Annotated in this window: 13 protein-coding genes, 1 tRNA gene and 1 pseudogene; 9 read left to right on the forward strand and 6 right to left on the reverse strand. The window is 66.4% G+C overall.

What is annotated here, in order from left to right; genetic code table 11:
- Window positions 1–93: 93 nt before the first annotated feature.
- The 4 genes from hemC to RQI28_RS04360 are packed head-to-tail and all read left to right on the forward strand — an operon-like array spanning window position 94 to window position 4,232.
- Window positions 94–1,017: a hydroxymethylbilane synthase gene (gene hemC / locus RQI28_RS04345; protein WP_311221331.1), complete on the forward strand. Its 924-nt coding sequence runs from the start codon at window positions 94–96 to the stop codon at window positions 1,015–1,017.
- 5 nt (window positions 1,018–1,022) lie between these two features.
- Window positions 1,023–1,850 carry a uroporphyrinogen-III synthase gene (locus RQI28_RS04350; protein WP_404976822.1) on the forward strand — a complete coding sequence of 276 codons (828 nt, stop codon included), beginning with the start codon at window positions 1,023–1,025 and terminating at the stop codon, window positions 1,848–1,850.
- Entirely contained in the window at window positions 1,847–2,935 is a 1,089-nt protein-coding gene (locus tag RQI28_RS04355; RefSeq protein WP_311221332.1) for a uroporphyrinogen-III C-methyltransferase, read from the forward strand. The genes RQI28_RS04350 and RQI28_RS04355 overlap by 4 nt, the downstream gene beginning before the upstream one ends.
- A gap of 19 nt (window positions 2,936–2,954) precedes the next feature.
- Complete coding sequence (locus tag RQI28_RS04360) at window positions 2,955–4,232, forward strand: heme biosynthesis HemY N-terminal domain-containing protein (protein ID WP_311221333.1); 1,278 nt, start codon at window positions 2,955–2,957, stop codon at window positions 4,230–4,232.
- A 324-nt stretch (window positions 4,233–4,556) separates the two neighbouring features.
- On the opposite strand, the pseudogene RQI28_RS04365 reads toward RQI28_RS04360, so the two are convergent.
- A pseudogene (locus tag RQI28_RS04365) lies at window positions 4,557–5,150 on the reverse strand (ATP-binding cassette domain-containing protein); the annotation flags it as partial.
- A gap of 221 nt (window positions 5,151–5,371) precedes the next feature.
- Here RQI28_RS04365 and RQI28_RS04370 point away from each other — a divergent pair.
- The 4 genes from RQI28_RS04370 (at window position 5,372) to galU (ending at window position 11,720) form a co-directional block, all read left to right on the forward strand.
- Entirely contained in the window at window positions 5,372–5,998 is a 627-nt protein-coding gene (locus RQI28_RS04370; protein ID WP_311221334.1) for a VOC family protein, read from the forward strand.
- 102 nt (window positions 5,999–6,100) lie between these two features.
- Complete coding sequence (locus tag RQI28_RS04375; RefSeq protein ID WP_311221335.1) at window positions 6,101–7,558, forward strand: hypothetical protein; 1,458 nt, start codon at window positions 6,101–6,103, stop codon at window positions 7,556–7,558.
- Between the two features lie 266 nt (window positions 7,559–7,824).
- Window positions 7,825–10,698, forward strand: coding sequence for a valine--tRNA ligase (locus tag RQI28_RS04380; RefSeq protein WP_311221336.1), 2,874 nt, complete (start codon window positions 7,825–7,827; stop codon window positions 10,696–10,698).
- Between the two features lie 140 nt (window positions 10,699–10,838).
- On the forward strand, window positions 10,839–11,720 hold the full coding sequence (gene galU / locus RQI28_RS04385; protein WP_311221337.1) for a UTP--glucose-1-phosphate uridylyltransferase GalU: 882 nt from the start codon (window positions 10,839–10,841) through the stop codon (window positions 11,718–11,720).
- A gap of 84 nt (window positions 11,721–11,804) precedes the next feature.
- On the opposite strand, the gene RQI28_RS04390 is transcribed toward galU, so the two are convergent.
- From RQI28_RS04390 to cysM, 3 genes are all read right to left on the reverse strand, one after another.
- Entirely contained in the window at window positions 11,805–12,032 is a 228-nt protein-coding gene (locus RQI28_RS04390; protein ID WP_311221338.1) for a sulfurtransferase TusA family protein, read from the reverse strand.
- Between the two features lie 28 nt (window positions 12,033–12,060).
- Window positions 12,061–12,615 carry an NUDIX hydrolase gene (locus tag RQI28_RS04395; RefSeq protein ID WP_311221339.1) on the reverse strand — a complete coding sequence of 185 codons (555 nt, stop codon included), beginning with the start codon at window positions 12,613–12,615 and terminating at the stop codon, window positions 12,061–12,063.
- Window positions 12,616–12,726: 111 nt separating this feature from the next.
- Window positions 12,727–13,632, reverse strand: coding sequence for a cysteine synthase CysM (cysM, locus tag RQI28_RS04400; protein ID WP_311221340.1), 906 nt, complete (start codon window positions 13,630–13,632; stop codon window positions 12,727–12,729).
- Window positions 13,633–13,675: 43 nt separating this feature from the next.
- Here cysM and RQI28_RS04405 point away from each other — a divergent pair.
- Window positions 13,676–13,760, forward strand: a tRNA-Leu gene (locus tag RQI28_RS04405).
- Window positions 13,761–13,889: 129 nt separating this feature from the next.
- On the opposite strand, the gene RQI28_RS04410 is transcribed toward RQI28_RS04405, so the two are convergent.
- Both RQI28_RS04410 and RQI28_RS04415 read right to left on the reverse strand, forming a co-directional pair.
- Entirely contained in the window at window positions 13,890–14,150 is a 261-nt protein-coding gene (locus RQI28_RS04410; RefSeq protein WP_311221341.1) for a hypothetical protein, read from the reverse strand.
- A gap of 69 nt (window positions 14,151–14,219) precedes the next feature.
- Window positions 14,220–22,502: a PLxRFG domain-containing protein gene (locus RQI28_RS04415; RefSeq protein ID WP_311221342.1), complete on the reverse strand. Its 8,283-nt coding sequence runs from the start codon at window positions 22,500–22,502 to the stop codon at window positions 14,220–14,222.
- Window positions 22,503–22,624: the final 122 nt, after the last annotated feature.

Raw genomic sequence — 22,624 nt, forward strand, 5'->3', positions numbered from 1 at the left:
TGCAGCGCAGCATGCTAGCATCCCGGGCACCCTGTCCAGCACGCGTTCCAGGCCCCCTTTTGTCTGCTGGCAGCGGCCTTTTCGAGCCCCGCGATGACCCCAGAAAACTCCCCCGCTCTCTCCATCACCATCGCCACGCGCGAAAGCCGCCTGGCCCTGTGGCAGGCCGAGCATGTGCAGGCCCTGCTGCGTGCGCGCGGCCATGCCGTGGACCTGCTGGGCATGACCACCAAGGGCGACCAGATCCTGGACCGATCGCTCAGCAAGGTGGGCGGCAAGGGCCTGTTCGTGAAAGAGCTGGAAGTGGCGCTGGAAGAAGGCCGCGCGCACATCGCCGTGCATTCCCTCAAGGACGTGCCCATGGAGCTGCCCGAGGGCTTTGTGCTGGCCTGCGTGATGGAGCGCGAAGACCCGCGCGACGCCTTCGTGTCGCCGCAATACGCGTCGCTGGCCGACCTGCCGCAGGGCGCCGTGGTCGGCACATCGAGCCTGCGCCGCCAGGTGCTGCTGCAGGCGCTGCGCCCGGACCTGAAGATCGAGCCGCTGCGAGGCAACCTGGACACCCGCCTGCGCAAGCTGGACGAAGGCCGCTACGACGCCATCGTGCTGGCCGCCGCCGGGCTCAAGCGCCTGGGCCTGACGGACCGCATCCGCACCGCCTTTGATCCTGCCGAAATGCTGCCGGCCGCCGGCCAGGGCGCATTGGGCATCGAGGTGCTGGGCGAGCGGCACGACCTGATCGCCGCGCTGGCGCCCCTCATGCACTTGCCCACGGGCCTGGCCGTGACGGCCGAGCGCGCCGTCAGCCGCGCCATGGGCGGCAGTTGCTCCATGCCGCTGGCCGCGCATGCCCGCTGGACAGACAAAACGCTGCGGCTGCAGGCCGCCTGGGGCGACCCGGAAGGCCGCCGCCCGCTGGTGCACGCGTTTGCCGAGGCCACCGTGGAGCGCGCAGCCGAGGCCGAAGCGCTGGGCGCCGACGTGTCGGCCCAGCTGCGTGCAGGCGGCGCGGGCTGAAAGAAGTGCCTCCACCACGCCGCCGCGCCATCGTCACCCGTCCTGCGCGCGACGCCGCGCAATGGGTGGCCGACCTGCAGGCGCGCGGCGTGCCGGCCGTGGCCCTGCCGCTGATCGCCATCGGGCCCGCCACCCAGCCGGCCTTGCAGACGGCGCTGCAACAGGCTCGGGCCGACTTGTGCCGCTGGCGCGCCCTCATGTTCGTGAGCGGCAATGCCGTGCATTACTTTTTTGAGCCAAATCAGGCTCTAGCGCTTGATACGCAAGCGCTGACAGCTATCAAAACAAGAGCATGGGCACCTGGCCCCGGCACGCGCCAGGCGCTGCTGGAGGCAGGCGTTCCCGCTGCAGCCATCGACAGCCCCGCAGCCGATGCAGAGCAGTTCGATTCCGAGTCGCTCTGGCTGCAGGTGCAGCCGCAGGTGCGGCCGGGTGATCGCGTGCTGGTGGTGCGCGGCACCACGTCGGGCGCATCAGTCGAGCCAGGCGGCACAGGCGGCCGGGGGCGCGACTGGCTGGCGCAGCAGATCGAACAGGCCGGCGGGCAGGTCGATTTCGTCGCCGTCTACGAACGCGGCGCGCCGCAACTCACGCCCGCGCAGCAATCGCTGGCGCAGCAAGCAACTGTCGATGGATCGGTATGGCTGCTGAGCAGCTCCGAAGCCGTCGCCCACCTGGCCGCCGCCCTGCCCGGCCAGCACTGGCAGGCGGCCCAGGCGCTGTGCACCCATCCGCGCATTGCGCAGGCGGCGCGCGGCCTGGGTTTCGGCATGGTTACCGAATGTCGTCCGGCCCTCTCGGACGTGGTCGCATCGATAGAATCCCTGCGATGAGTTTTGAGCCCACCCCCGGCCTTGCGCCTCCTGCGCCACAAAACCCGCCAACGGCCGCAGCGGCACCGTTGACGGCCAGCGCACGGCTTTTCATTGCCGTGCTGGGCTTCATCGCGCTGGCCGGCCTGGTGGCCAGCGTGCTGCTGTGGCAGCGCCTGTCGGGCATTCAGGAACAGCTGGCGCGGCAGTCGGCCGATTCCGGCGCGCAGGCCATCGAGGCGCGCACCATGGCCCGCCAGGCGCAAGACGTCTCGCGCGAGACCGCCGCCCGGCTGGCCGTGGCCGAAACCCGCGTGAGCGAGGTCGCGCTGCAACGCAGCCAGCTCGAAGAGCTGATGCAAAGCCTGTCGCGCTCGCGCGACGAGAACCTGGTGGTCGACATCGAGTCGGCCATTCGCCTGGCCCAGCAACAGACACAGCTGACCGGCAGCCTGGAGCCGCTGATTGCGGCCCTGCGCAGCGCCCACCAGCGCATCGACCGCGCAGCGCAGCCGCGCCTGGCACCGCTGCAGCGCGCCATCGAGCGCGACCAGGACCGCATCAGCCGCGCAGCCGTCACCGACACGGCAGGCCTGCTGGGTCGCATCGACGACCTGGTGCGCCAGGTGGACGACCTGCCCCTGCTGAACGCCGTGGCGCAGGCGGCGGCCACACGCCGCATGGCCGCCGCGCAGGCCGCGGGCGACGCCCCCACCTCCACCGCTGACCTTCCCCGTTGGCAGGCGGCACTGGTGACGGTATGGGAAGTGGTGCGCGACGAGGCCCGCGGCCTGCTGCGCATCAGCCGCATCGACCGGCCCGACGCTATTTTGCTGGCGCCCGACCAGGCGTTCTTTCTGCGCGAAAACCTCAAGTTGAAGCTGCTGAACGCCCGCCTGGGATTGCTGGCGCGGCAGATCGATTCGGCGCGGTCAGACCTCGCCGCCGCCAACACATCGCTGAACAAATACTTCGACCCCGCGTCGCGCCGCACCCAGGCTGCGGCCACCACGCTGCAGCAAGCGCAGGCGCACATGAAGACAGCTGAGTTGCCCGCGCTGGACGACACGCTCTCCGCGCTGGCCACCGCCGCCGCCGGCCGCTGAACCGCACGGGTTACGACACATGCGCGCAGCACTCTGGCTTCTTGGGCTTTTCGGCGTCGCCGTGGCGGTGGCGCTTTTCGCGGGCAACAACCAGGGCTCGGTCACGCTGTTCTGGCCGCCCTACCGCATCGATCTGTCGCTCAATCTGGTGCTGCTGCTGATCTTCGGCGGCTTCGGCTTTCTGTATGCGGCACTGCGCGGCCTGGCCGCGCTGCTCGAATTGCCCCGGCAAGCACGACGCTGGCGTGTGCAGCAAAAGGAGCGTGCCATGCACGGCGCCTTGCTGGACTCGCTCTCGCAACTGCTGGCCGGCCGCTTCCTGCGATCGCGCAAGGCCGCCGTCGCCGCGCTGATGCAGGAAAGCGCGCTCGATACCGCCGGCGAGCCCGCACCGCACGGCCGCCAGCTGCGCACGCTGGCGCATCTGGTGGCGGCCGAGGCATCGCACGCGCTGCAAGACCGGCCCACGCGCGCATCGCATCTGGATCACGCCCTGCGCAACATTCCAGACCGTGCGCCCTTGAGCGAGCTGGAGCTGCGCGAAGGCGCCCAGCTGCGCGCAGCCCGCTGGTCGCTGGACGAGCGCGACGCACCCGCCGCGCTGGAATGGCTGGCCGCGCTGCCACAAGGCGCCGCACGCCGCACGCTGGCGCTGCGCGCCCGCCTGAAGGCCACGCGCCTGTCGCACCAGACGCAGGAGGCGCTGGACACCGCACGCCTGCTGGGCAAGCACCGCGCCTTCTCGCCCGCCGCTGCACAAAGCATGGTGCGCGGCCTGGCGATGGAGCTGATCGACGGCGCGCACGACACGGCCCAGCTGCAACGCATGTGGCTGGCGCTGGAGCCCGCCGAGCGCGCCATGCCCGAACTGGCGGTGCATGCCGCGCAGCGCCTGAGCCACCTGGGGGGCGACGCATCCCAGGTGCGCACCTGGCTGCTGCCCGCCTGGGACCGGCTGGCCGACGCGGCCGCAGGCTTGCCCGATGCGGTAGCGTTGAAGCTAGTGCGCGTGCTGGAAAACAGCCTGGACGCGCTCGACCCCGCCTGGCTGGCGCGCATAGAAACCGCCGAGCAGAACAACCCGCGCGACCCACGGCTGCACTACCTGTCGGCCATGGCTTGCCTGCGCCGGCAACTGTGGGGCATTGCGCAACAGCGGTTCATGCAGGCGGCGCAACAGCTTGACGACGACGCCCTGCGCAGCCGTGCGTGGCGTCACCTGGCCGAACTGGCCGAGCAGCGCGGCGATGCTGATGCCGCCGCCGCGGCCTGGAAGAACGCCGCGTTGGCCCATTGAGCTGATGGGGTTACCGGCAAATCGCTGGCGAGGGACGCATCCAAGTTCCACCGCCGTTGCTGCCACGCCCAATTCACCTGCGGCTTCAGCGCACTCAAAAAGCGCGGGTCGTGCGACACCACCAGCAAGGCACCGGTGAACGAAGCCAGTGCGGATTCCAGCGCCGCCGTATTGGCGCAGGCCCAAAGGGCTGAGTTCGGCGATGCGGTCCACCACGTCCAGTAATTCGCGGTCGTGCGTGGCGACGAGCACGGCGCCGTGCCAATCGGCCAGCGCAGACATCAGCCATTGCCGCGCGGGCCCATCGAGATGGTTGGTGGGTTCGTCGAGCAGCAGCACGTCGGCGTCTGAAAGAAACGCCCCGGCCAAGGCGACGCGGGCGCGCTCGCCGCCGCTCAGTTTGTTTGCGTCCTGTCGCGGCGCAAGATGCTCCAGCCCCACGCCGGCCAGTGCACGCTGCCAGCGAGCTGGCATATCCCAGCGACCGTCCGCCAGCAACAAGTCGGCTTCATTGCCTAGGCCTTCCCCCAGCCGGGCCAGCGCTGCCAGCACGGCATCAATGCCCGCCAGCGCAGCCACGGTGACGCCCGCACAGTGCTGGTTCACCACATGCACCCGCCCCTGGCGCGCAACGGTACCTGCGGCCGGCTCCAGCGTGCCGGCCGCCAGGGCCAAAAGCACACTCTTGCCCACGCCGTTGTCGCCCACCAGGCCGGCAATGCCGCCGGAAAGGTTCAGCGTCAGCGGCTCGGCCCACAGCACATTGCCGTCGGGACGCAGCCACTGCACCTGGCAGAACCGCAGCGCGCAAGCATCAGAGGAAGAAGAAGAGGAAGAGAAATCGGGGGCGGTGGCCCATGCACCGCGTTGCGGACGGGTGCCCGCGTTGAATGTCGCCATGGTCAAGCTGCAAGCCATCGAATCAGCCGCATTCCCCGACGTTGTGGGAAGGCGGAACGGACGGAAGGGGGCTTACAGGCGCATGGGTGAAGAACCTCGGTGAAGGTGTTGCAGCGATCAGGGCGTGATCGAAGCTGCGAACTTTAAGAGCAGTCGGCAGCCCATGCAAGTTCACTTTAATGAAATTGATTACGGATAGTAGAATTCACCCCATTACTTACTATTCACCGGAGACCGCCATGAATGCCCTCGCGCAACCCGTGCTGGCCGACCTGCCCCCACCCGCCGCCGTGCAGCAGCTGCACCACTTCGCCTACAAGGCGCGCGATGCGGAAGAAACCCGCCATTTCTACGAAGACATCCTGGGCCTGCCGCTCTATCACATCATCCAGAGCGACCACGTGCCCAGCACGGGTGAGTACTGCCCGTACACGCACTTTTTCTTCCGGCTGCGCGACGGCTCGTTCATCGCCTTCTTCGACCTGGGCGACGACGTCAAGGCAGAGCCATCGCCCAACACGCCGCTGTGGGTCAACCACATCTCGTTTCGCGTAGATACCGTGCAAGAGTTGCAGAACACCAAGGTGCGGCTGGAAGCTTTCGGCGTTGAGGTGCTTGGCGTCACGGACCATCACATCTTCAAGAGCATTTACTTTTTCGATCCCAACGGCATTCGCCTGGAGCTGACCGCGCAACTGGCCGATGCCGATGCCATGGCCAAGGACAGCACCGTGGCCCATGCACGCTTGAAAGAGTGGACGGCCCGCAAGGAGCAGTGGCGCCGAGAGCGTGCGGTGGGCAAGGTGGCCGAGCCGCTCAAGCCTCAGCGCAATGATCGGCCCGAGTTTTTGCAAGATAGCCACTGATCACCATCGAGTCGGGCGAACGGTATCCCCTTCGTTGGAAGGAAAGTCTTCGTGGCTATGCACAATGGCCGGTCCTTCTCTCCAGACGTCAGGAGCTTGCGCATGCAGTCAACCAGAGCCACTTCGTCCATCCGCCAGTTCACAAAAGCATCGTGGCTGGCCACCTTCGTGGTCGGATTGGGTCTCACGGCCTGTGGCGGTGGCGGTGGCGGTGGCGGTCGCGAGCCGACACCCGTGACGATCAACGACTCGCTCAGGGTCGACACGACCTACGGTGAAAACGGCGTTGCCACGCTTCCCCTGGGCAGCTCCCTGGGGATACAGCCGGACGGCAAGTTGTTGATCGCCGGCAGCCGAGTAACGGTGCCGATGCCACTCCCGAATGTCGGGGGCCTTGAGACGACACAAGCCTATGTGATGCGAGTGGGCGTCGACGGGGCCGTCGACCGAAGCTTCGGCCTGAATGGCGAGTCGCGCTTTTCTGTGAAAGGCTCTGACCGCCTTGTCGACGTGCAGGTTCAATCGAACGGCAGGATCCTGGTGGCTGTCATGGCGCACGAGCCGTGTGTCATTCCGGATTTTCAGTTGAGGTGCGTTACGACGTCGGGCGCAACGGGGTCTTGGCACAACACGGTGGTCGGGCTCACGCCTGCGGGCACGCTGGACAACCCGTTTGGCACTCAAGGGGTCGGCGAGGGCTTCATCTCGAGAAACATGACCGACCTGTCGCTGGCCATCCAGTCTGACCAAAAGCCGTTGCTGCTGACCTCCAACCACTTCGAGCCCCTCCAGATCTTCCGTCGTGCCCTGCGGCGCCTGTCTGCAGACGGTCAGCCTGATGTGGCTTTCAATGACGTCGGTCCACCACAACCCATCGACACACCACAGCCATCGCTTCCCTGCGCAGCCGGCGGCGAAGCCGTGCTGGCACTGCCGAACGGAAACATCATCAGCGCTGGCGGTTTCCCAGGCCGCGTCTATCCCGACCCCGCGTCGGATCCCGGCCTGTGCATTGCCGTGCATGGCAGCAGCCAGCAAGCCCAGACCGCTGGCGGGTGGACTTCCTTCGGTGAAGACCTCAAGGAGTTCCGCCTGCAGCCGCACCCCGATGGTGGCTTCGTCATCGGCGCACGCACCTGCGGGGCCAGCAGTTGCCGCCTCAGCGTCGCCAAATTCCAGGCGAACGGAACCATCGATGCATCGTTTGGAAGCCAAGGCATCGCACGCATCGGCGTACCTGCCAATTTCGGGCTGTTATCTCTCTTCACCCAAGCGAATGGCAGCATGGTGGTTTACGGATCCGCGGCCGCAGACGCATCGGGCGGCGGCGTGGCGCAACGCTACCGTGCTGTCTGGGTGTCCCTCAACGCGAACGGCACGCCAGACAGCCAATTCGGCAATCAAGGGGTGATGACCCAGGAGTCGTCAGCCGCCGTGCCTCAAAAGGTGTTGCGAGACGGCGCAGGGCGTTGGCTGGTGGTCACCTCGGAACGCAATAGCGAAGGCAATGCGGTGATGAAGGTTCAGCGCACGATGGGAACGGCTGCGCGCAATCCGTGATCCCGAAGGGCGCAACGGAGGCCGCTCTTGCAAAGATGGCGCGCAGCACTTGGCACTCAGGCGCGCCGTTTGCTACCATATTAATAGCTGTTAGCGCTTACCTTTCAAGCGCTACAGGCCGATTTGACCATTAAATACGGCCTGTACGCACCGGCTGGCGCTGCGCGACCCGAGGCCTTTGGGCCGCCCGGTAAAATCGGCGCAAACGCCCTCTGCCAACCAGACGGCATCTTGTACGCAAGGTGCCGTTTTTTTATCTGCCCGCCATGAGTGACACCCCTTCGCAGCCCGGCCTTGAAAGCCTGTCCAAATCGTTCGAGCCCGCCGCCCTGGAGGCCCATTGGGGGCCGGAGTGGGAACGCCGGGGCTACGGTGTAGCGGGCCATCGCGGCACGCAGCAGCCCGATGCGAACGCGCCCGCCTTTGCCGTGCAGCTGCCGCCACCGAACGTGACCGGAACGCTGCACATGGGGCACGCGTTCAACCAGACGATCATGGACAGCCTCACGCGCTACCACCGCATGCTGGGGCACAACACGCTGTGGGTGCCGGGCACCGACCACGCCGGCATCGCCACGCAGATCGTGGTGGAGCGTCAGCTGCAGGAGCAAGGCGTGAGCCGCCACGACCTGGGCCGCGAGAGTTTCGTGAAGAAGGTGTGGGAGTGGAAGGAAAAGTCGGGCAACACCATCACCACGCAGATGCGCCGCATGGGCGACAGCGTGGACTGGAGCCGCGAATACTTCACCATGGACGACAAGCTGTCCAAGGTGGTGACCGACACCTTCGTGAAGCTGTACCAGCAGGGCCTGATCTACCGCGGCAAGCGCCTGGTGAACTGGGACCCGAAGCTGCAGTCCGCTGTCTCTGACCTGGAAGTGGAGAGCGAAGAGAAAGACGGCTCGCTCTGGCACATCGCCTATCCGCTCACCGATGGCAGCGGCAGCCTGACGGTGGCAACGACGCGCCCCGAGACGATGCTGGGCGACGTGGCGCTGATGGTGCACCCCGAGGACGAGCGCTACACGGCGCTGATCGGCAAGACGGTGACGCTGCCCCTGGTGGGCCGCGAGATTCCGATCATTGCAGACGACTACGTGGACAAGGAATTCGGCACCGGCGTGGTCAAGGTCACACCTGCGCACGACCCCAACGACTACCAGGTAGGCCAGCGGCACAACCTGCCGATGATCATCGTGCTGACGCTGCAAGCCACTATCAACGAAAACGCACCGGCCAAGTACCAGGGCCTGGACCGCTTCGTGGCCCGCAAGGCCATCGTGGCCGACCTGGACGCCATCGGCGCATTGGTCGAAACCAAGAAGCACAAGCTGATGGTGCCCATTTGCACTCGCACCGGCCAGGTGGTCGAGCCCATGCTGACCGACCAGTGGTTCGTTGCCATGAGCAAGGTGAGCGAGCAAGACCCCACGGGTAAGAGCATCGCCCAGAAGGCCATCGATGCCGTGGCCTCGGGCGACGTGCAGTTCGTGCCCGAGAACTGGGTGAATACCTATAACCAGTGGATGAACAACATCCAGGACTGGTGCATCAGCCGCCAGCTGTGGTGGGGCCACCAGATTCCGGCGTGGTACGACGAAGCCGGCAACGTGTACGTGGCCCGTGATGAAGCAGACGCTCAGGCGCAGGCCGGCGCGGGCGCCAAGCTCACGCGCGATGCCGACGTGCTGGACACGTGGTATTCGTCCGCACTGGTGCCTTTCTCTTCCCTGGGCTGGCCCGAGGCGCTGGACGACACCTCCGCCACCAAGGACTACGACCTGTACCTGCCCTCTTCCGTGCTCGTCACGGGCTACGACATCATCTTCTTCTGGGTCGCCCGGATGATCATGATGACGAAGCACTTCACGGGCCGCGTGCCGTTCAAGCACGTGTACATCCACGGCCTGGTGCGCGATGCACAGGGCAAGAAGATGAGCAAGTCGGAAGGTAACGTGCTCGACCCCGTGGACCTGATCGACGGCATCTCGCTCGAACCCTTGCTGGACAAGCGCACCACCGGTCTGCGAAAGCCCGAGACAGCACCCGCCGTGCGCAAGAACACGCAAAAGGAATTCCCTGAAGGCATTCCCGCCTACGGCGCCGATGCGCTGCGCTTCACCTTCGCGGCGCTAGCCAGCCTGGGCCGCAGCATCAACTTCGACAGCAAGCGCTGCGAGGGCTATCGCAACTTCTGCAACAAGCTCTGGAACGCCAGCCGCTTCGTGCTGATGAACTGCGAAGGCCGTGACTGCGGGCTGAACGACGAGGCATCTGCACTGGCTGACGCCGAGTACGTGCAGTTCAGCCAGGCCGATCGCTGGATCGTGTCGCTGCTGCAGCAGGTCGAAGCCGAGGTCGCCAAGGGCTTTGCCGAGTTCCGGCTCGACAACGTGGCCAACACGATCTACGACTTCGCCTGGAACGAGTTCTGCGACTGGTACCTGGAAATCGCCAAGGTGCAGATCCAGACCGGCAACGAAGCACAGCAACGCGCCACCCGCCGCACGCTGATCCGCATTCTGGAATCGACCCTGCGCCTGGCGCACCCGATCATTCCGTTCATCACCGAAGGGCTGTGGCAACAGGTGGCGCCCGTTGCCGGTCGCGCTGGTGCGTCGATCAGCATCGCCGCCTATCCGCAATCGCAGCCCGAGAAGATCGACCCAGCCGCCATTGCCCACGTGGCGCGGCTCAAGTCCCTGGTCGATGCCTGCCGCACGCTGCGCGGCGAGATGAACGTATCGCCCGCCACCCGTCTACCGCTTTTCGTGGTGGGCGACACCGAATTCATGCGCGGCGCCGCGCCTGTGCTGCAAGCGCTGGCCAAGCTGAGCGAGGTCAAGGTGTTTGACGACGAAGCCGCCTGGGCCGCCGCCGCACAGGCGGCCCCTGTGGCCATGGTGGGTGAGGCGCGCATGTGCCTGCACATGGAAATCGACGTGGCCGCCGAGAAGGCCCGCTTGTCCAAGGAAGTGGCCCGCATCGAAGGCGAGATCACCAAGGCCGGTGCCAAGCTGTCGAACGAGGCCTTCGTCGCCAAGGCGCCGCCTGCCGTCATCGACCAGGAAAAGAAGCGCGTGGCCGACTTCGGCGTCACGCTCTCTCGCCTGAAAGACCAGTTGGCACGGTTGGGCTGAAGGGGCTTGGTACAGCGCAGGCCGGCACCCTGCCGTCTGCGCCGGCCGCCCGACGCCCTTTGGCGCAATAGACTACATGGCGTTACTGGCTGGGCCCTTATGATCGCCACCGACTTTCATTCTTCCCCCGAACGAACTGCATGACCGAATCCACCGCCACGATCCGCAAGGCCGTTTTCCCCGTTGCCGGCCTGGGTACCCGCTTCCTGCCAGCCACCAAAGCGCAGCCGAAGGAGATGCTGCCCGTGGTGGACAAGCCGCTGATCCAGTACGCCGTCGAAGAGGCCTATGCGGCGGGTATCCGGCAGATGATTTTCATCAATGGCCGCAACAAGCGCGCCATTCCAGATCACTTCGATACGGCCTACGAGTTGGAGTCCGAACTGGAATCCAAGGGCAAGGACGAGTTGCTGTCACTGGCGCGTTCCATCGTGCCGGACGACATGGAATGCATCTACATTCGCCAGCCCAAGGCGCTGGGACTGGGCCATGCGGTGTATTGCGCACACAGCGTGGTCGGCAATGAACCCTTCGCCGTGCTGCTGGCCGATGACTTGATGGTCGGCAAACCGCCAGTACTCAAGCAGATGGTGGACCAGTTCGCCGAATGGCAAGCGACCATCCTGGCCGTGCAGGAGGTGCCCGACGACCACACGCGCCGCTACGGCATCGTGGCTGGCAAGGCAGTCAATGACCGCCTGCTGGAGTTGTCGCACATGGTCGAAAAGCCGGCGCCGGAAGACGCACCTTCGCGACTGGGCGTGGCGGGACGCTACATCCTCACGCCCGGCGTGTTCCGCGAAATCGCGGCGCTGCCCCGTGGTGTGGGCGGCGAGATCCAGCTGACCGACGGCATCGCCGCGCTGATGCGCCGCGAAAAGGTGTTTGCCTATCGCTACGACGGCAAGCGCTACGACTGCGGCAGCAAGGAAGGCTTCTTGCAAGCCAACGTGGAACTGGCACTCGATCACCCTGACTTGGGCGCCGAGTTTCGCTCGTACCTCAAGGGTCTTGATCTTTGAGCCTGCTCCTCAGCAGCAGAAATACGAAGGCCCGCACATTGCGGGCCTTTTGCATTGTCGCGTTGACGCGCTGCTAGAGACGGATCAGCGCCGGCGCAGCACGTGGATGAATTCCTCGCCCACGGTCTGCTGCTCCACCAGCTCGTTGCCTGTCTGCTTGGCAAAGGCCTGGAAGTCGCGCAGCGAACCGATATCGGTCGCCAGCACCTTGAGCAACTGGCCGCTGTCCATGCCCGCCAGGGCCTTCTTGGCCTTCAAGATAGGCAGCGGGCAATTCAGGCCGCGGGTGTCGATTTCCTGGTGGATGTGCATCGGTGATTCCTGAACGTAGACACGCATTTTAAGCCGCGTCGTCCGCACTGCGCGGCGCCTGGAAATCAGCGTAGCGCGGCTCTATCCCCCGCGTGCGCAGCCAGTCGGCCAACGCATGGCCCGTGCCCGCGGGCCAGCACAGCACGGAGGGCGGTGGTATCAGCCGGTATTCCACCAGTTCGGGCGACAGCCGCACCGTGCCCTGGGCCACGGCATGGAAGGCAATCAGCACCTGATTCATGCGCTGAAAGTCATACACACCCACGAGTTGCAAGGCGTCCTGGTCCACATCCAGCTGCGTTTCTTCCTTGATCTCGCGGGCAATGCCTTCGCGCGGTGATTCGCCCGCCTCCATGAACCCGGTGATGAGCCCGAACGCCCGCCCCGACCACGCCGCATTGCGCGCCAGCAGCACCTGGCCTTCGTATTCGACGATGGCGACGAGCACCGGCGTAGGGTTGTTCCAGTGCGTCCAGCCGCAGGCCGGGCAGCGCAGGCGCTCGGTCGGCCCGCCGTCTTCCAGCAGCGTCATTCGCTCCAGCGCCGTGGCACAGTGGGTACAGAAACGGGTTTCGTAAACCATGGGTGCGCTCTGCGTTAGCAATGGCGTTGGCTGGTACTACTTATTTAATAGCACCTAGCGCTTACTGATAAAGCGCTAGAGGCCGATTTGGCTAAAAAGTGGCTGGGTGCATCAAACCGGAAAGACGCCAGTGGAAAGATAGCGGTCGCCGCGGTCGCACACCACGAACACAATGGTCGCGTTGCGCTCCCGGCTGGCAATCTGCTGCGCCGTCCAGCACGCACCTGCGGCAGAAATGCCGCCGAAGATACCTTCTTCTCGCGCTAGGCGCCGGCACATGTCTTCAGCATCGTCCTGGCCCACATTGATCGTCTCGTCCACCGCGCGGGGGTCGAAAATCTTGGGCAGGTATTCCTCGGGCCACTTGCGGATGCCTGGAATGCGTGAGCCTTCCTTGGGCTGCGCACCGATGATCTGGATCGCCGGGTTCTTCTCTTTCAGATAGTGCGACACCCCCGTGATGGTGCCGGTCGTACCCATCGCACTCACGAAGTGCGTGATGCGGCCGTCGGTCTGCTCCCACAGTTCGGGGCCGGTGGTCTCATAGTGGATGCGCGGGTTGTCGGGGTTGGCGAACTGGTCCAGCACCCGGCCTTTGCCCTGCTTGACCATGTTGTCCGCCAAGTCGCGCGAATATTCGATGCCGCCGCTCTTGGGCGTGAGGATCAACTCGGCGCCATAGGCCTTCATGGTCTGCGCACGCTCGATGGACAGGTCCTCCGGCATGATCAGAATCATGCGGTAGCCCTTGATGGCCGCCGCCATCGCCAGCGCAATGCCGGTATTGCCAGAGGTCGCCTCGATCAACGTATCGCCAGGCTTGATCTCTCCGCGCTCTTCCGCCCGACGGATCATCGACAGTGCTGGCCGGTCTTTCACAGAGCCCGCCGGATTGTTGCCCTCCAGCTTGCCCAGCACGACGTTGCCACGCACTTCGTTGTCCTGCGCGCCAATGCGCTGCAATGCCACCAATGGCGTGCGGCCGATGGCGTCCTCGATGGTCGGATAGGTCTTCATATGCTACTACTGTGCCATAATTCGAAGCTTCAATCTTCGCGTCGCCCGGGTGGTGGAATTGGTAGACGCAGGGGACTCAAAATCCCCCGCCGCAAGGCGTGCCGGTTCGATTCCGGCCCCGGGCACCATAGCTTTCTTGCTATGGTTTTAGGAATGTGTTCCGCATTCAGTTCCGCGCATGTTCCGCATCGCGCACTTCGCTCTCTTCCGAACTGCAACTGTCAAAGCGCCCACCTCAGCAGACATTGGGCGGCATTTCATCCTTCCTGCACGGTCCGCGCAATACCAAAATCGCGGCACAGCCGTTCCATGTCGTCCGCGGCTGAAGGCTGGTCGGATGTCTGCAGCGAGATACGAGCAACCAAACGTTCGCCGGCATCCTCCAGTAGCTTGTAAGTCCGACCACCAGCAGCGTCACGCCAGAGAATCAGCACGTTCAGAGAATCTGTGGCTGCCGTGTTCTGACGGAAAAACCCATGGACGGGATCACGGGTGAAAAGGTAAGTGGCGGTGATCATGCCGCCATCGTATCGGCCCACCAGCAGTCGCTCGAGACAGAGCTGTCGTGATCCGGGTCTGATCCGTCCTTAATTCGGAGCTGAGAACCTCCCAGCCTCAAGCGCATCGCGCCGCTTGCTTGGCAAGTACACACCCTCCTCAGCTTCCCGGATCCGCTTCTGCCGCATGTTCACGCTTTGCGCCAGCTGCATCGCCTGGATGCGACGGTTCGGGTTCTTCTCGTTGAACCGGGCGATGTCCTCACGGGCATCGGCCTTGCCCTTCTCGTCCCCGGCCATGGCCGCCATGGCGAACTGCTCCACCAGGGCGCTGCGCCGCGCCTGCAGTGCGCGGTCATGCTGCACGATCGCGCTCTTGCCTTCGTAGGCGTTGCGTACGCCCGACGGCGAGAACCCGGCAGCTTGGCCAAGCAGCGAGGCGCCGTCCACCTCGTCCTGTACCACGATCCCTGACTTGTCGCGCACGCCTTCGGTGCCATAGCGAAAGGACTTCAGCGGCCCGCGCAGCACGCTGGGTGCCATCGACTCCAGCCCACGCAGGTACTGGCCCTCGCCCATCAACTGCACGCCCTTCAGCGCGTTGATGCCGATGCCGGCGACCGGGCCCAGAGCGGCAGCCATCGCCGACTCGCCCAGGCGCTGCCCTTCTAGGCCTTCCTGCACGTCGGGAAAGATCAGCTTGTCCAGACCGACCCGGCCCGAGATGTCCCAGGGGGTCAGCCGCGACAGGCCGTGGGCCATCACCTCGGCCGGCTTCTGCCCGAAGGTGTCGGCCAGCATGTTCTGCAGCGCCACCTGTGCGTCCCAGGGCTCGTCGTCGTCGCCCCCCAGCATCGACGCGGCAGCCAGCAGCGTCGTGACCATGGGCAGGCCGAGGGCGCCGGCGGCCAGGCCATGCATGGTCAGCAGGCCGCCCAGCGCCTTGCGGGCTTGCGCGCGCTCCTCCGGCGTGGCGCCCTTGAGCGACTGGTGCGCGTTGCGGGCCAGCGTGTAGACCATGTTCTGGCCGTACTGCTTGAACAGCAGCAGCACTCGCGCCACGTTGCCCTGCATCGCGCGTGGACGGTTGTTGGAGCTGTAGTCGAAGTGGCCGTCATAGGTGGCCTGCACGGCCTGCTCGTACGCTGCCTTGTCGCCGGCGCCGGCCTCGCGCGCCAGACGGTAGGCGGCCACGAAGGTCACCTGCCGGTTGAACTTCTCGGCGTGGTGAAACAGGAAGCTCGCCGCACGCATGACCGGCCGCAGCTTGTACGACACGTTCTGGTCCTCGCCCTGGGCGATGCCGGCCAGGTCGTGCGCCATGGTCACGTCGATCACGCCCGAGCGCACGGCCTCGTCAAACGCAGCCTTCTCTTCGCCGCTCAGGCTGGCCGTGATGTCGTTCTTGCCGCGGGCGGCCTCGCCCGAGGCCTTGAGCAGCGCGGTGCTGGCATTCTTGAAGCCCCACTTCGCCGCCATCACTGGGTAGGCCACCAGCGCCGTCTGGGTAAGGTTGACCATGGCCGACGCCGGCGACAGGCCCAGGTGGAACATGAAGCCCAGGCTGGTGAGCGCGGTGGACACTGCATTCGTCTTGGGATTCATGGCGGCATCGTGGCGCTTGACCATCTCGTCCACCACTTGCTGCGCCTTCACGGAGTCGAAGCCACTGTCGGTCGAGCCGGCGTCCACACGGCGCTGCATCTCGCCCAGCTCGTCCTGCAGGCGGTCGCCGTAACGCAGCTTGGCCAAGTAGCTGGCGCCGTGGAAGACGTTCTGAGCGAAGGCCCGGCGCGCGTCCTGGCTGAAACCGGCCGTGCCCTTGCGGTGAATGCCGTGCTTCGCCCAGGACAGGTCTGGCAGCGAGGACAGATACAGCTGGCCCAGCGCATCCTCCAGCTCGGCGCGCTGCTTGGTGTCCATGCCCTGCTTGTCCAGCACGCCGTAGAGCTGCTCCATGAAGCCGCGGCCCACGCTATCGCGCTCGGCCACGAAGTCCTTGGCCTTGAGCACCTTGCCCACCGTGTAACCCTTGGTGGCTGGGAAGGCATCCTGCAGCTGCCGGCGCGACGCATCGGCCTCGGCCATGGTCTCGGCCCGGCTCACGTTCTCCACTTTTCCGTCGGCGCCCTTGACCACCACCACGTACTGGCCGAAGCGGGCCAGCGGGAAGTAGACGCCCTTAATGTGGCCGAAGAACTCGTCGTCCATCCGCTTGAGCATGGTGGCCTTGCGCTCGGAGCTGATCTCGGTGCGCTCGATGCGCTCCTTGATGGCGCTGCGCACATCGCGCATGTGCTGGCGGTAGGTGTCGCGGGCCCGGGCGTACACGTCCTTGGCGCCGGGCGTGAGGGCGCTGTAGCGCGCCTGCAGCCGGGTCCAGTCGGTCTTGTTGTCACCGGCCACGAAGTCGCGCGAGGGATCGATCTGCGCCAGCGTGGAGTCGTGCATCAGTTCGGCCAGCACGCGCTCGTCAGGCAGCTTGGCCCAGTCCTGCGCCAGCTGATCAGCACCAGAGCCCGCCTCGTTCTTGTCGGCGTCCATGCGCGCCATCAAGTCGCTGTAGTTGCGCATCTCCGGCAGCATGCCGCCGTACACGTCGACGAGCTGGCGGCGGCCCAGCAGCTGAAGGCCCAGGCCGCGGTAGTCGGCCGCCTTGTAGCCGGCCTGCTGTTTGATATTCGCGACCGTCACGGACTTCAGCGCGTTGCCCACACGCTCGGCGGTGGGGGTGTCGTCCTTGGCGCGGTACCGGATGTCCGGGTTGGCCGGGTCAAAAGTGCCCCGGTTACCGGTGGCGGACTTCACCTGGCCGGACTCGCGAACCATGTAGACCGTCTGGGTACCACCGTCGCGCATGGCCACTCGGATGATCGCGCCGTCGTTGCCCGGCTTCAGGCCCGACAGCAGCAGCTTGTCAGCCGCCATCATGTTCTCGGCTTCCAGGCGCAGGGGGTTTTTCAGCGACAGGTAGGCCGGCATGATGGCCTGAGCATCCTGCGACATGCGGGCGTAGTTCCCGGCCACCTCGGCGTTGTTTGTGAAGAAAAAGCCCGTCCCGGTGTTGCCGGCGCCCGTCGTGGCCCCAGCCCGCGAGCGGCTGAACACGCTGAAGTCGCCGCCGGTGCCATGGAATACGCGCAGTGGCTGACCAGCGCCGTCCACTGCGGTGCTGTCGCCGAACCAGCGCTGAAACGCCTGGCTCTGGGTCTGGTCCACAGCGCGGAACCGCACGCCGGCAGGGGCGCCCGTGCGGCTGCCGGCATGCTCGATGGCCCGCAGCACGAAGCGCTCGGCCTCGTTGTAGGTCATGCCGCGGATCCGCTTGGCCAAGCCATCCATCCCCATGCGCTCGGCCACGCCGGCCAGCCAGTTGGCCAGCGTTCGCACGCGCAGGCCCAGCTTGGTACCAGCCTGCTTCTGGGCGCGCAGCTCCTCGGCCACCACGGCCAAGCCCTCCTCGATGGACAGGGCCTGGTACTGGGCGGTGAGTTCGCTGCCGGTGTGCCCCTGGTCGCGCAGAGCCTGCAGTTGCTGCTGAGCGTCCGGCGCCTCGCGCTTCCACCGGTCCGCGTATTCCTGCACGCGGCTGTCGCGCTTTGCCAGGTCCAGCATCGCCTGCACATAATCGGGGGCCGGCAACACATTGCGCACACCCAGGTGGAACATCTCATGGAAAACCGTCTCGACGATAGCGTCAGCACTCCCGTGAGCGGAGGCCACGACAACGATCCGGCCCTCGCCTGGTATCGCCGCCCCCATTACGCCGTCCGGCGCACCGATCCCAAGCTCCTCGCTCCGGCCCACAACGTCGACTGGTGGCGGATTGGCCAACCCCGCAAGGGCGTGCTGCACCGCCTGCTGGGCCTGTTCAAGCGATAGCCCGCGCCCGGGCTGCGCCGCGTCGCTGGCGCTGTAGAGCACCACTGCCCCGCCGTCGCCCTCGCGGGTATCGACCGTCTGGAAGAAGTTGTCAAAGGCGCCTCGGATCACAGGCAGTTCGCCAGCCGTGGGGTACGGGTAGCCGCCTTCCAGAGCGAAGGCGCTGGCCGGCACTACGTTCGCCAGGTAGTCGTTGCCGGCGTTCTGATCTTTCAGCTTGGCGATCACGTAGCTCTCGAACGCCCGGGCCGACATCTCCGGCTTCGTGGTCCAGTAGGCCGTGGTGCGCCGGTCGTCCAGCTTGCGGCTGCGCTCCTGCATCCGGGTGCGGTTTATCGCCCCGTTCACTTCTCGAAAGGCCGCACGCATCTGCTCGCGTACGCCCTCGCCGCCCTGCTCCTGTTGAGTCATGTAGCTGGCGCCGTCGCCGCGCTCGCGCGAGAAGTAGTTGTCGAGGCCGTGCCACCACTCGTGCGCCAGGCTGCCCGCGCCCTCGCGCTTGGTCAGGTTGATGACCACGTTGCCGCGCTCGTAGTGGGCCGCCGCCGCGTCGGTGCCCCCGGTGCCGCGCGCGCCGAAGGCGAGGCCCAGGCGCCCGCCCAGCGACAGGGCCTTGGGCGGCAGGTTCAGCACTCCAGCCAGGTCCATCAGCGCGTCATACGCCTGGTTCAGATCCTGCTGTCGGCGCCCGCCCTCCACGTAGTTGCCGAACTGCACGCCGCGAAACCCGAAGGCGTTCTGGAACTGCTCGGGCGTCACGTCGGCGCCCTTGCGGTAATCCTCGCCAATACGCGGGGAGTTGGTGGTGGAGCGCACCGGCGGGATGGCTTTGAACTTGGCCAACAGGTCTTCCAGCTCGCTCTGTTTGCCGGCGAGGTACTGGCGCGCGGCCTGAATGTCGCCGAAGCCCGACTTCAGTTCGGCCACCTTGCCGCCGATCTTCTTGCCGATGTAGAACTCGCGAGCGCCGCCCGCCCGCCTGCCGTAGATCTCGAACGTCGCGCCGCGGGTGGGCGCCTGCTGGTCGGCCAGCAGCTCAGCCGCCCGGCGCTGGAAGGCGCTGGTCGCCTGCTCGCGGGTGTCGCCCTTGGCCAGTTCGCGCGGCCAGTTACCGAAGGTCGTGCCCTTGGCGGCGCGCGACACGGTCCAGATGGTGCGCGGCGGGACGTACCGCTGGCCTTCATACAGCGAGTAGCTGTGGTCTGCCAGCTCGATGCCCTTCAGCGATCGCTCGTGACCCATGGCCTCGTAGAGGGCGGCCTGGTTGGTCACGCCTCGCAGATTGGCCCGCTGCACGGCTTCGGCGACGGTGGCCGTGTCCATGGTGCCGCTTACCAGGTCCTCGGCGAAGCCGCGCAGGGACTCCATCCTGCTGGTCCAGCCCTTGAGCTTCCACGTCGACTGCGGTTTCGTGGGCACAGCGTCGCGCAGCGCGCGGGCCATCGCCACGGCGGCCGGCGGCGTGCCGCCGTCGAGCAGCTTGCCGTAGTCGGGCTCGGGCCACGTCTTCGAGAGCGGGTGCGATTGGGCGTCCAGCTCCTTGGCCTGAGCCATGCTATCGCCGTAGACCTCGGCGTAGAGCATCTTGCGGGCGCCCTTCAGCTCCTCGCCGAAGTCCTCGATTCTGGTGGTGGGACGTGGTGCTGCTGCGCGCGGTGGGCGTGGGCCAGCGGCTGCGTAATCCGCTCCTGAATTTGTAGCTGCTGGCGCTTTCGCTGCAAGCGCTGGAGCCTGATTTTCTGCAGTTTCTGGGCGTGGGCCAGACCGTGGTGCTCGATCCTGCAGCAGGCCACCCCCCTGACGCGCCCCGGATGTATCGCCAGCGCTTTGCACATCAGCGCTTTCAGCTACCAATTCAGGAGCAAAATCGGTGGGCGACACCGTGGTGGTGGCCGCCCCCTCGCCGCGCGTGCTGCCGGGGATGGAATCCTGCAACTGCTGAAGCGCCCGCAGGTCAGCACCTGGCCGGCCTTTCGCCTGCTCGTACTTGCCCCAGGCCGATGCTGAGCTCGCGTCTGCGAACTCCGGCGCACCGTCAATTGCCCAGCTACCAGACTCGCCGACCTTCACCCCCGGTATCCAGCGCCCCTCACCGAGACGCATCGCAGCGCCCGGAGGATAGGGGCCGTTGGCAGCGCGCAGAGCAGCGAGGTCGACCCGGCCAGCGGCCAAGTTCGATCCGTCGGACACGGCACCCGCACTGTCAGCGTCGACTGCATCGATCTCGGCCACCACCTCTGCGAGGCGCTTGCCCTTCGGGTAGAGGCCCATGCTGCGCGCCACGCGGTTGGCCTGCATGGCGTTGGTCCGCCAGTTCGCTGCACGTCTCGCTACTGATTCAATAGCGCCCTGCGCTTGATCAGTAAGCGCGGCACCCTGATTTCGATCCCTTTCCTGCAGCACGAAACCCAGCGTCTCATCGCCACCGGCCGGAATGACCTCATGGGTGCTGGCCAACTGCTGGCGCTGGAGTTCTCGCCGGGCAGACTGGCGTGAGGGGAACGGCGCGCCACTGGTGCTGGCCACGGTCTGCGGTGCAGGCGCGGGCTGGTTGGCACGGTTCACCACCTCGGCTCGGCGCTCTTGCCGCACGCCGTCTGCACCCGCGACCATGCGGCCGGTGGGCGCGTTGTCGAAGGACACCTGACGCAAAGCAGGATTTCCTCCTTCGGTCACCGGTGCCACGGGCGTGATGTTGCTCAGGCCCAGCTCGGTGCGGCTCTGGCGTTCGGCCTCCACCTCTTGGCGCCGCGCCGCCGCTGCGTTGCCGCGCGCGACCGCCTCGGGCCGGATCTCCGCCCGCACGCTGCTGTCAGGTGCGGCCACCAGCCGGCCTGTGGCGCTCTGGTCGTAGGAAAGCTGGGCGGCGGCCTCCTCCTGCGGCATGGCCGCCCGCGCAGCGGGATCCAGGCGCGCAGTGGGCGCTACGTCGTAGCCGCGCCCGCTGGGGTGCGGCACCACCGAAACGGGAATCCCCGCTTCGGCTGCACCGCGGCGGAGTGCGTGGGCTTGATTCAACTGCAGCGGCTGGCCGGGCGTGAGCTCGGCCTCGAGCGCCAGTTGGAAGACTCGCTCCGCAGATGGATCAGCCAGCACCTCGCGAGCAGGATCGGAATTGAATTCCAACCCCTCGACGCCGTTGGAAAGGCCGTCCTGCTCCAGCTCCAGTCGGGACGGCGGTTGCACACCCGCGCGCGCGTCGAAGCTCTGCAGCACTCGGCCGCGCTCCATGTCACTCGGCGTCAGCTCCACCGGCGCTGCTGGTGCGCCGTCGACCAGCTCCTGCACCCGAGCGCTGCGCATGGCGCGCACACCAGCGGGCAGGCCTTCACGGTCGGCGTCCGCAAGCTCCATGCGCGCCTCGCGCTGCTGCAGCTCAGGCAGGCGGGCGATGGCGTCTTCCAGTTGCACACGCTGTTCCTCCGCCGTGGGCGCAGGCGGTGCCGGTGCAAGTTCCATGTCTGCCGCCAGGGCGGCTGCACGGGACATCACACCGTCTTCGGGGTTGATCCCCATAGCTTCGCTGGGGCGCTGGGCCGGCGCGGCAACGGGCTCAGCATTGAGCGCGTTGGGGTTGGGTTGCGCACCTGATGCTGAAGCGGGGTGCCCGCCAGTGAGCAGCGACACGCCGCTGCCCGTCGCCCCGCGCAGCGCCGCGCCCATCGCAGCCGCTGCGGCCACGCCCTTGCTGGGGTCGATAGTCGAGTCGTACGGCATCGCAGCCCGCTGACCCTCGTACTGCGTTACGCCTTCCTCGATCGCCTCCTGGGTGCCCTCCACCGCGCCGGTCTTCAGCGCACGCGAGACGGCGTTGCCGGCAAAGCCCTTCGCTCCGGCCACCAGGCGCTCCGCACCCACCACGCCGCCGACACCACCGATCACGGCGGGCAGCATGCTCGCCTGGCGCCCGGCCGCCACCCCTTGCTCGTCCGTGGCGCCGGCGTTGGTGGACTGCTCGTAGGCAGTGCCTGCGGCATCCCCGCCCGCCATGGCAGCACCGGCTGCAGCACCGCCAGCCAGGCCGCCGCGCGCCGCGTTCAGGCCAGCAATGGATGCCAGGGTGCGCCCGGCCTTCACGGCTGCGCCCGGGCCCACGAAGGAGCCCACAGCCTGGGCAGCCGCCAGTCCGGGGTTGTTGACCACGTAGCGGCCGACAGCGCCAACCTCGTCCAGAGCGCCACCGGCGTTGCTCACGTCCTGGCGGAAGCGCTGTTTCTCCGCCTTGACCGCATCGCTCTGGTTGGCCTCGCCGGCCTCAACGATGTTCTTGTCGATCCAGCCAGAGACCGCGTTGCCGGGCCGCACGAAGTTGGCTGCCGCGGACACGCCGCCGGCAGCCGCATTTGCAACCTCGATCACTGTGTCGTTCGCGACCGACGCAAGGGTGCGTTTCTTCAGAGGAGGATTCAGGAACGCGTCGATTTGGCTGGGCTCGCCAGCGGGCGCCTGTGGGGCAGACGTACCATTCAGGAAGTCATCGATTTGGCTCATGCCCCCAGTCTTCCGGCCCGGGGGGAGGCAAGCAAACCCTACGGGGTTGGGTGGCCTGCGGTCTCATCAGCAGGCTGAGTGTTGATACACGCAGCGTGGGAGTCAGGGGGAGCGGCGTCTCA

The organism is Acidovorax sp. WCS2018Noco2-16 (assembly GCF_031843945.1).
GTDB lineage: Bacteria > Pseudomonadota > Gammaproteobacteria > Burkholderiales > Burkholderiaceae_C > Paracidovorax.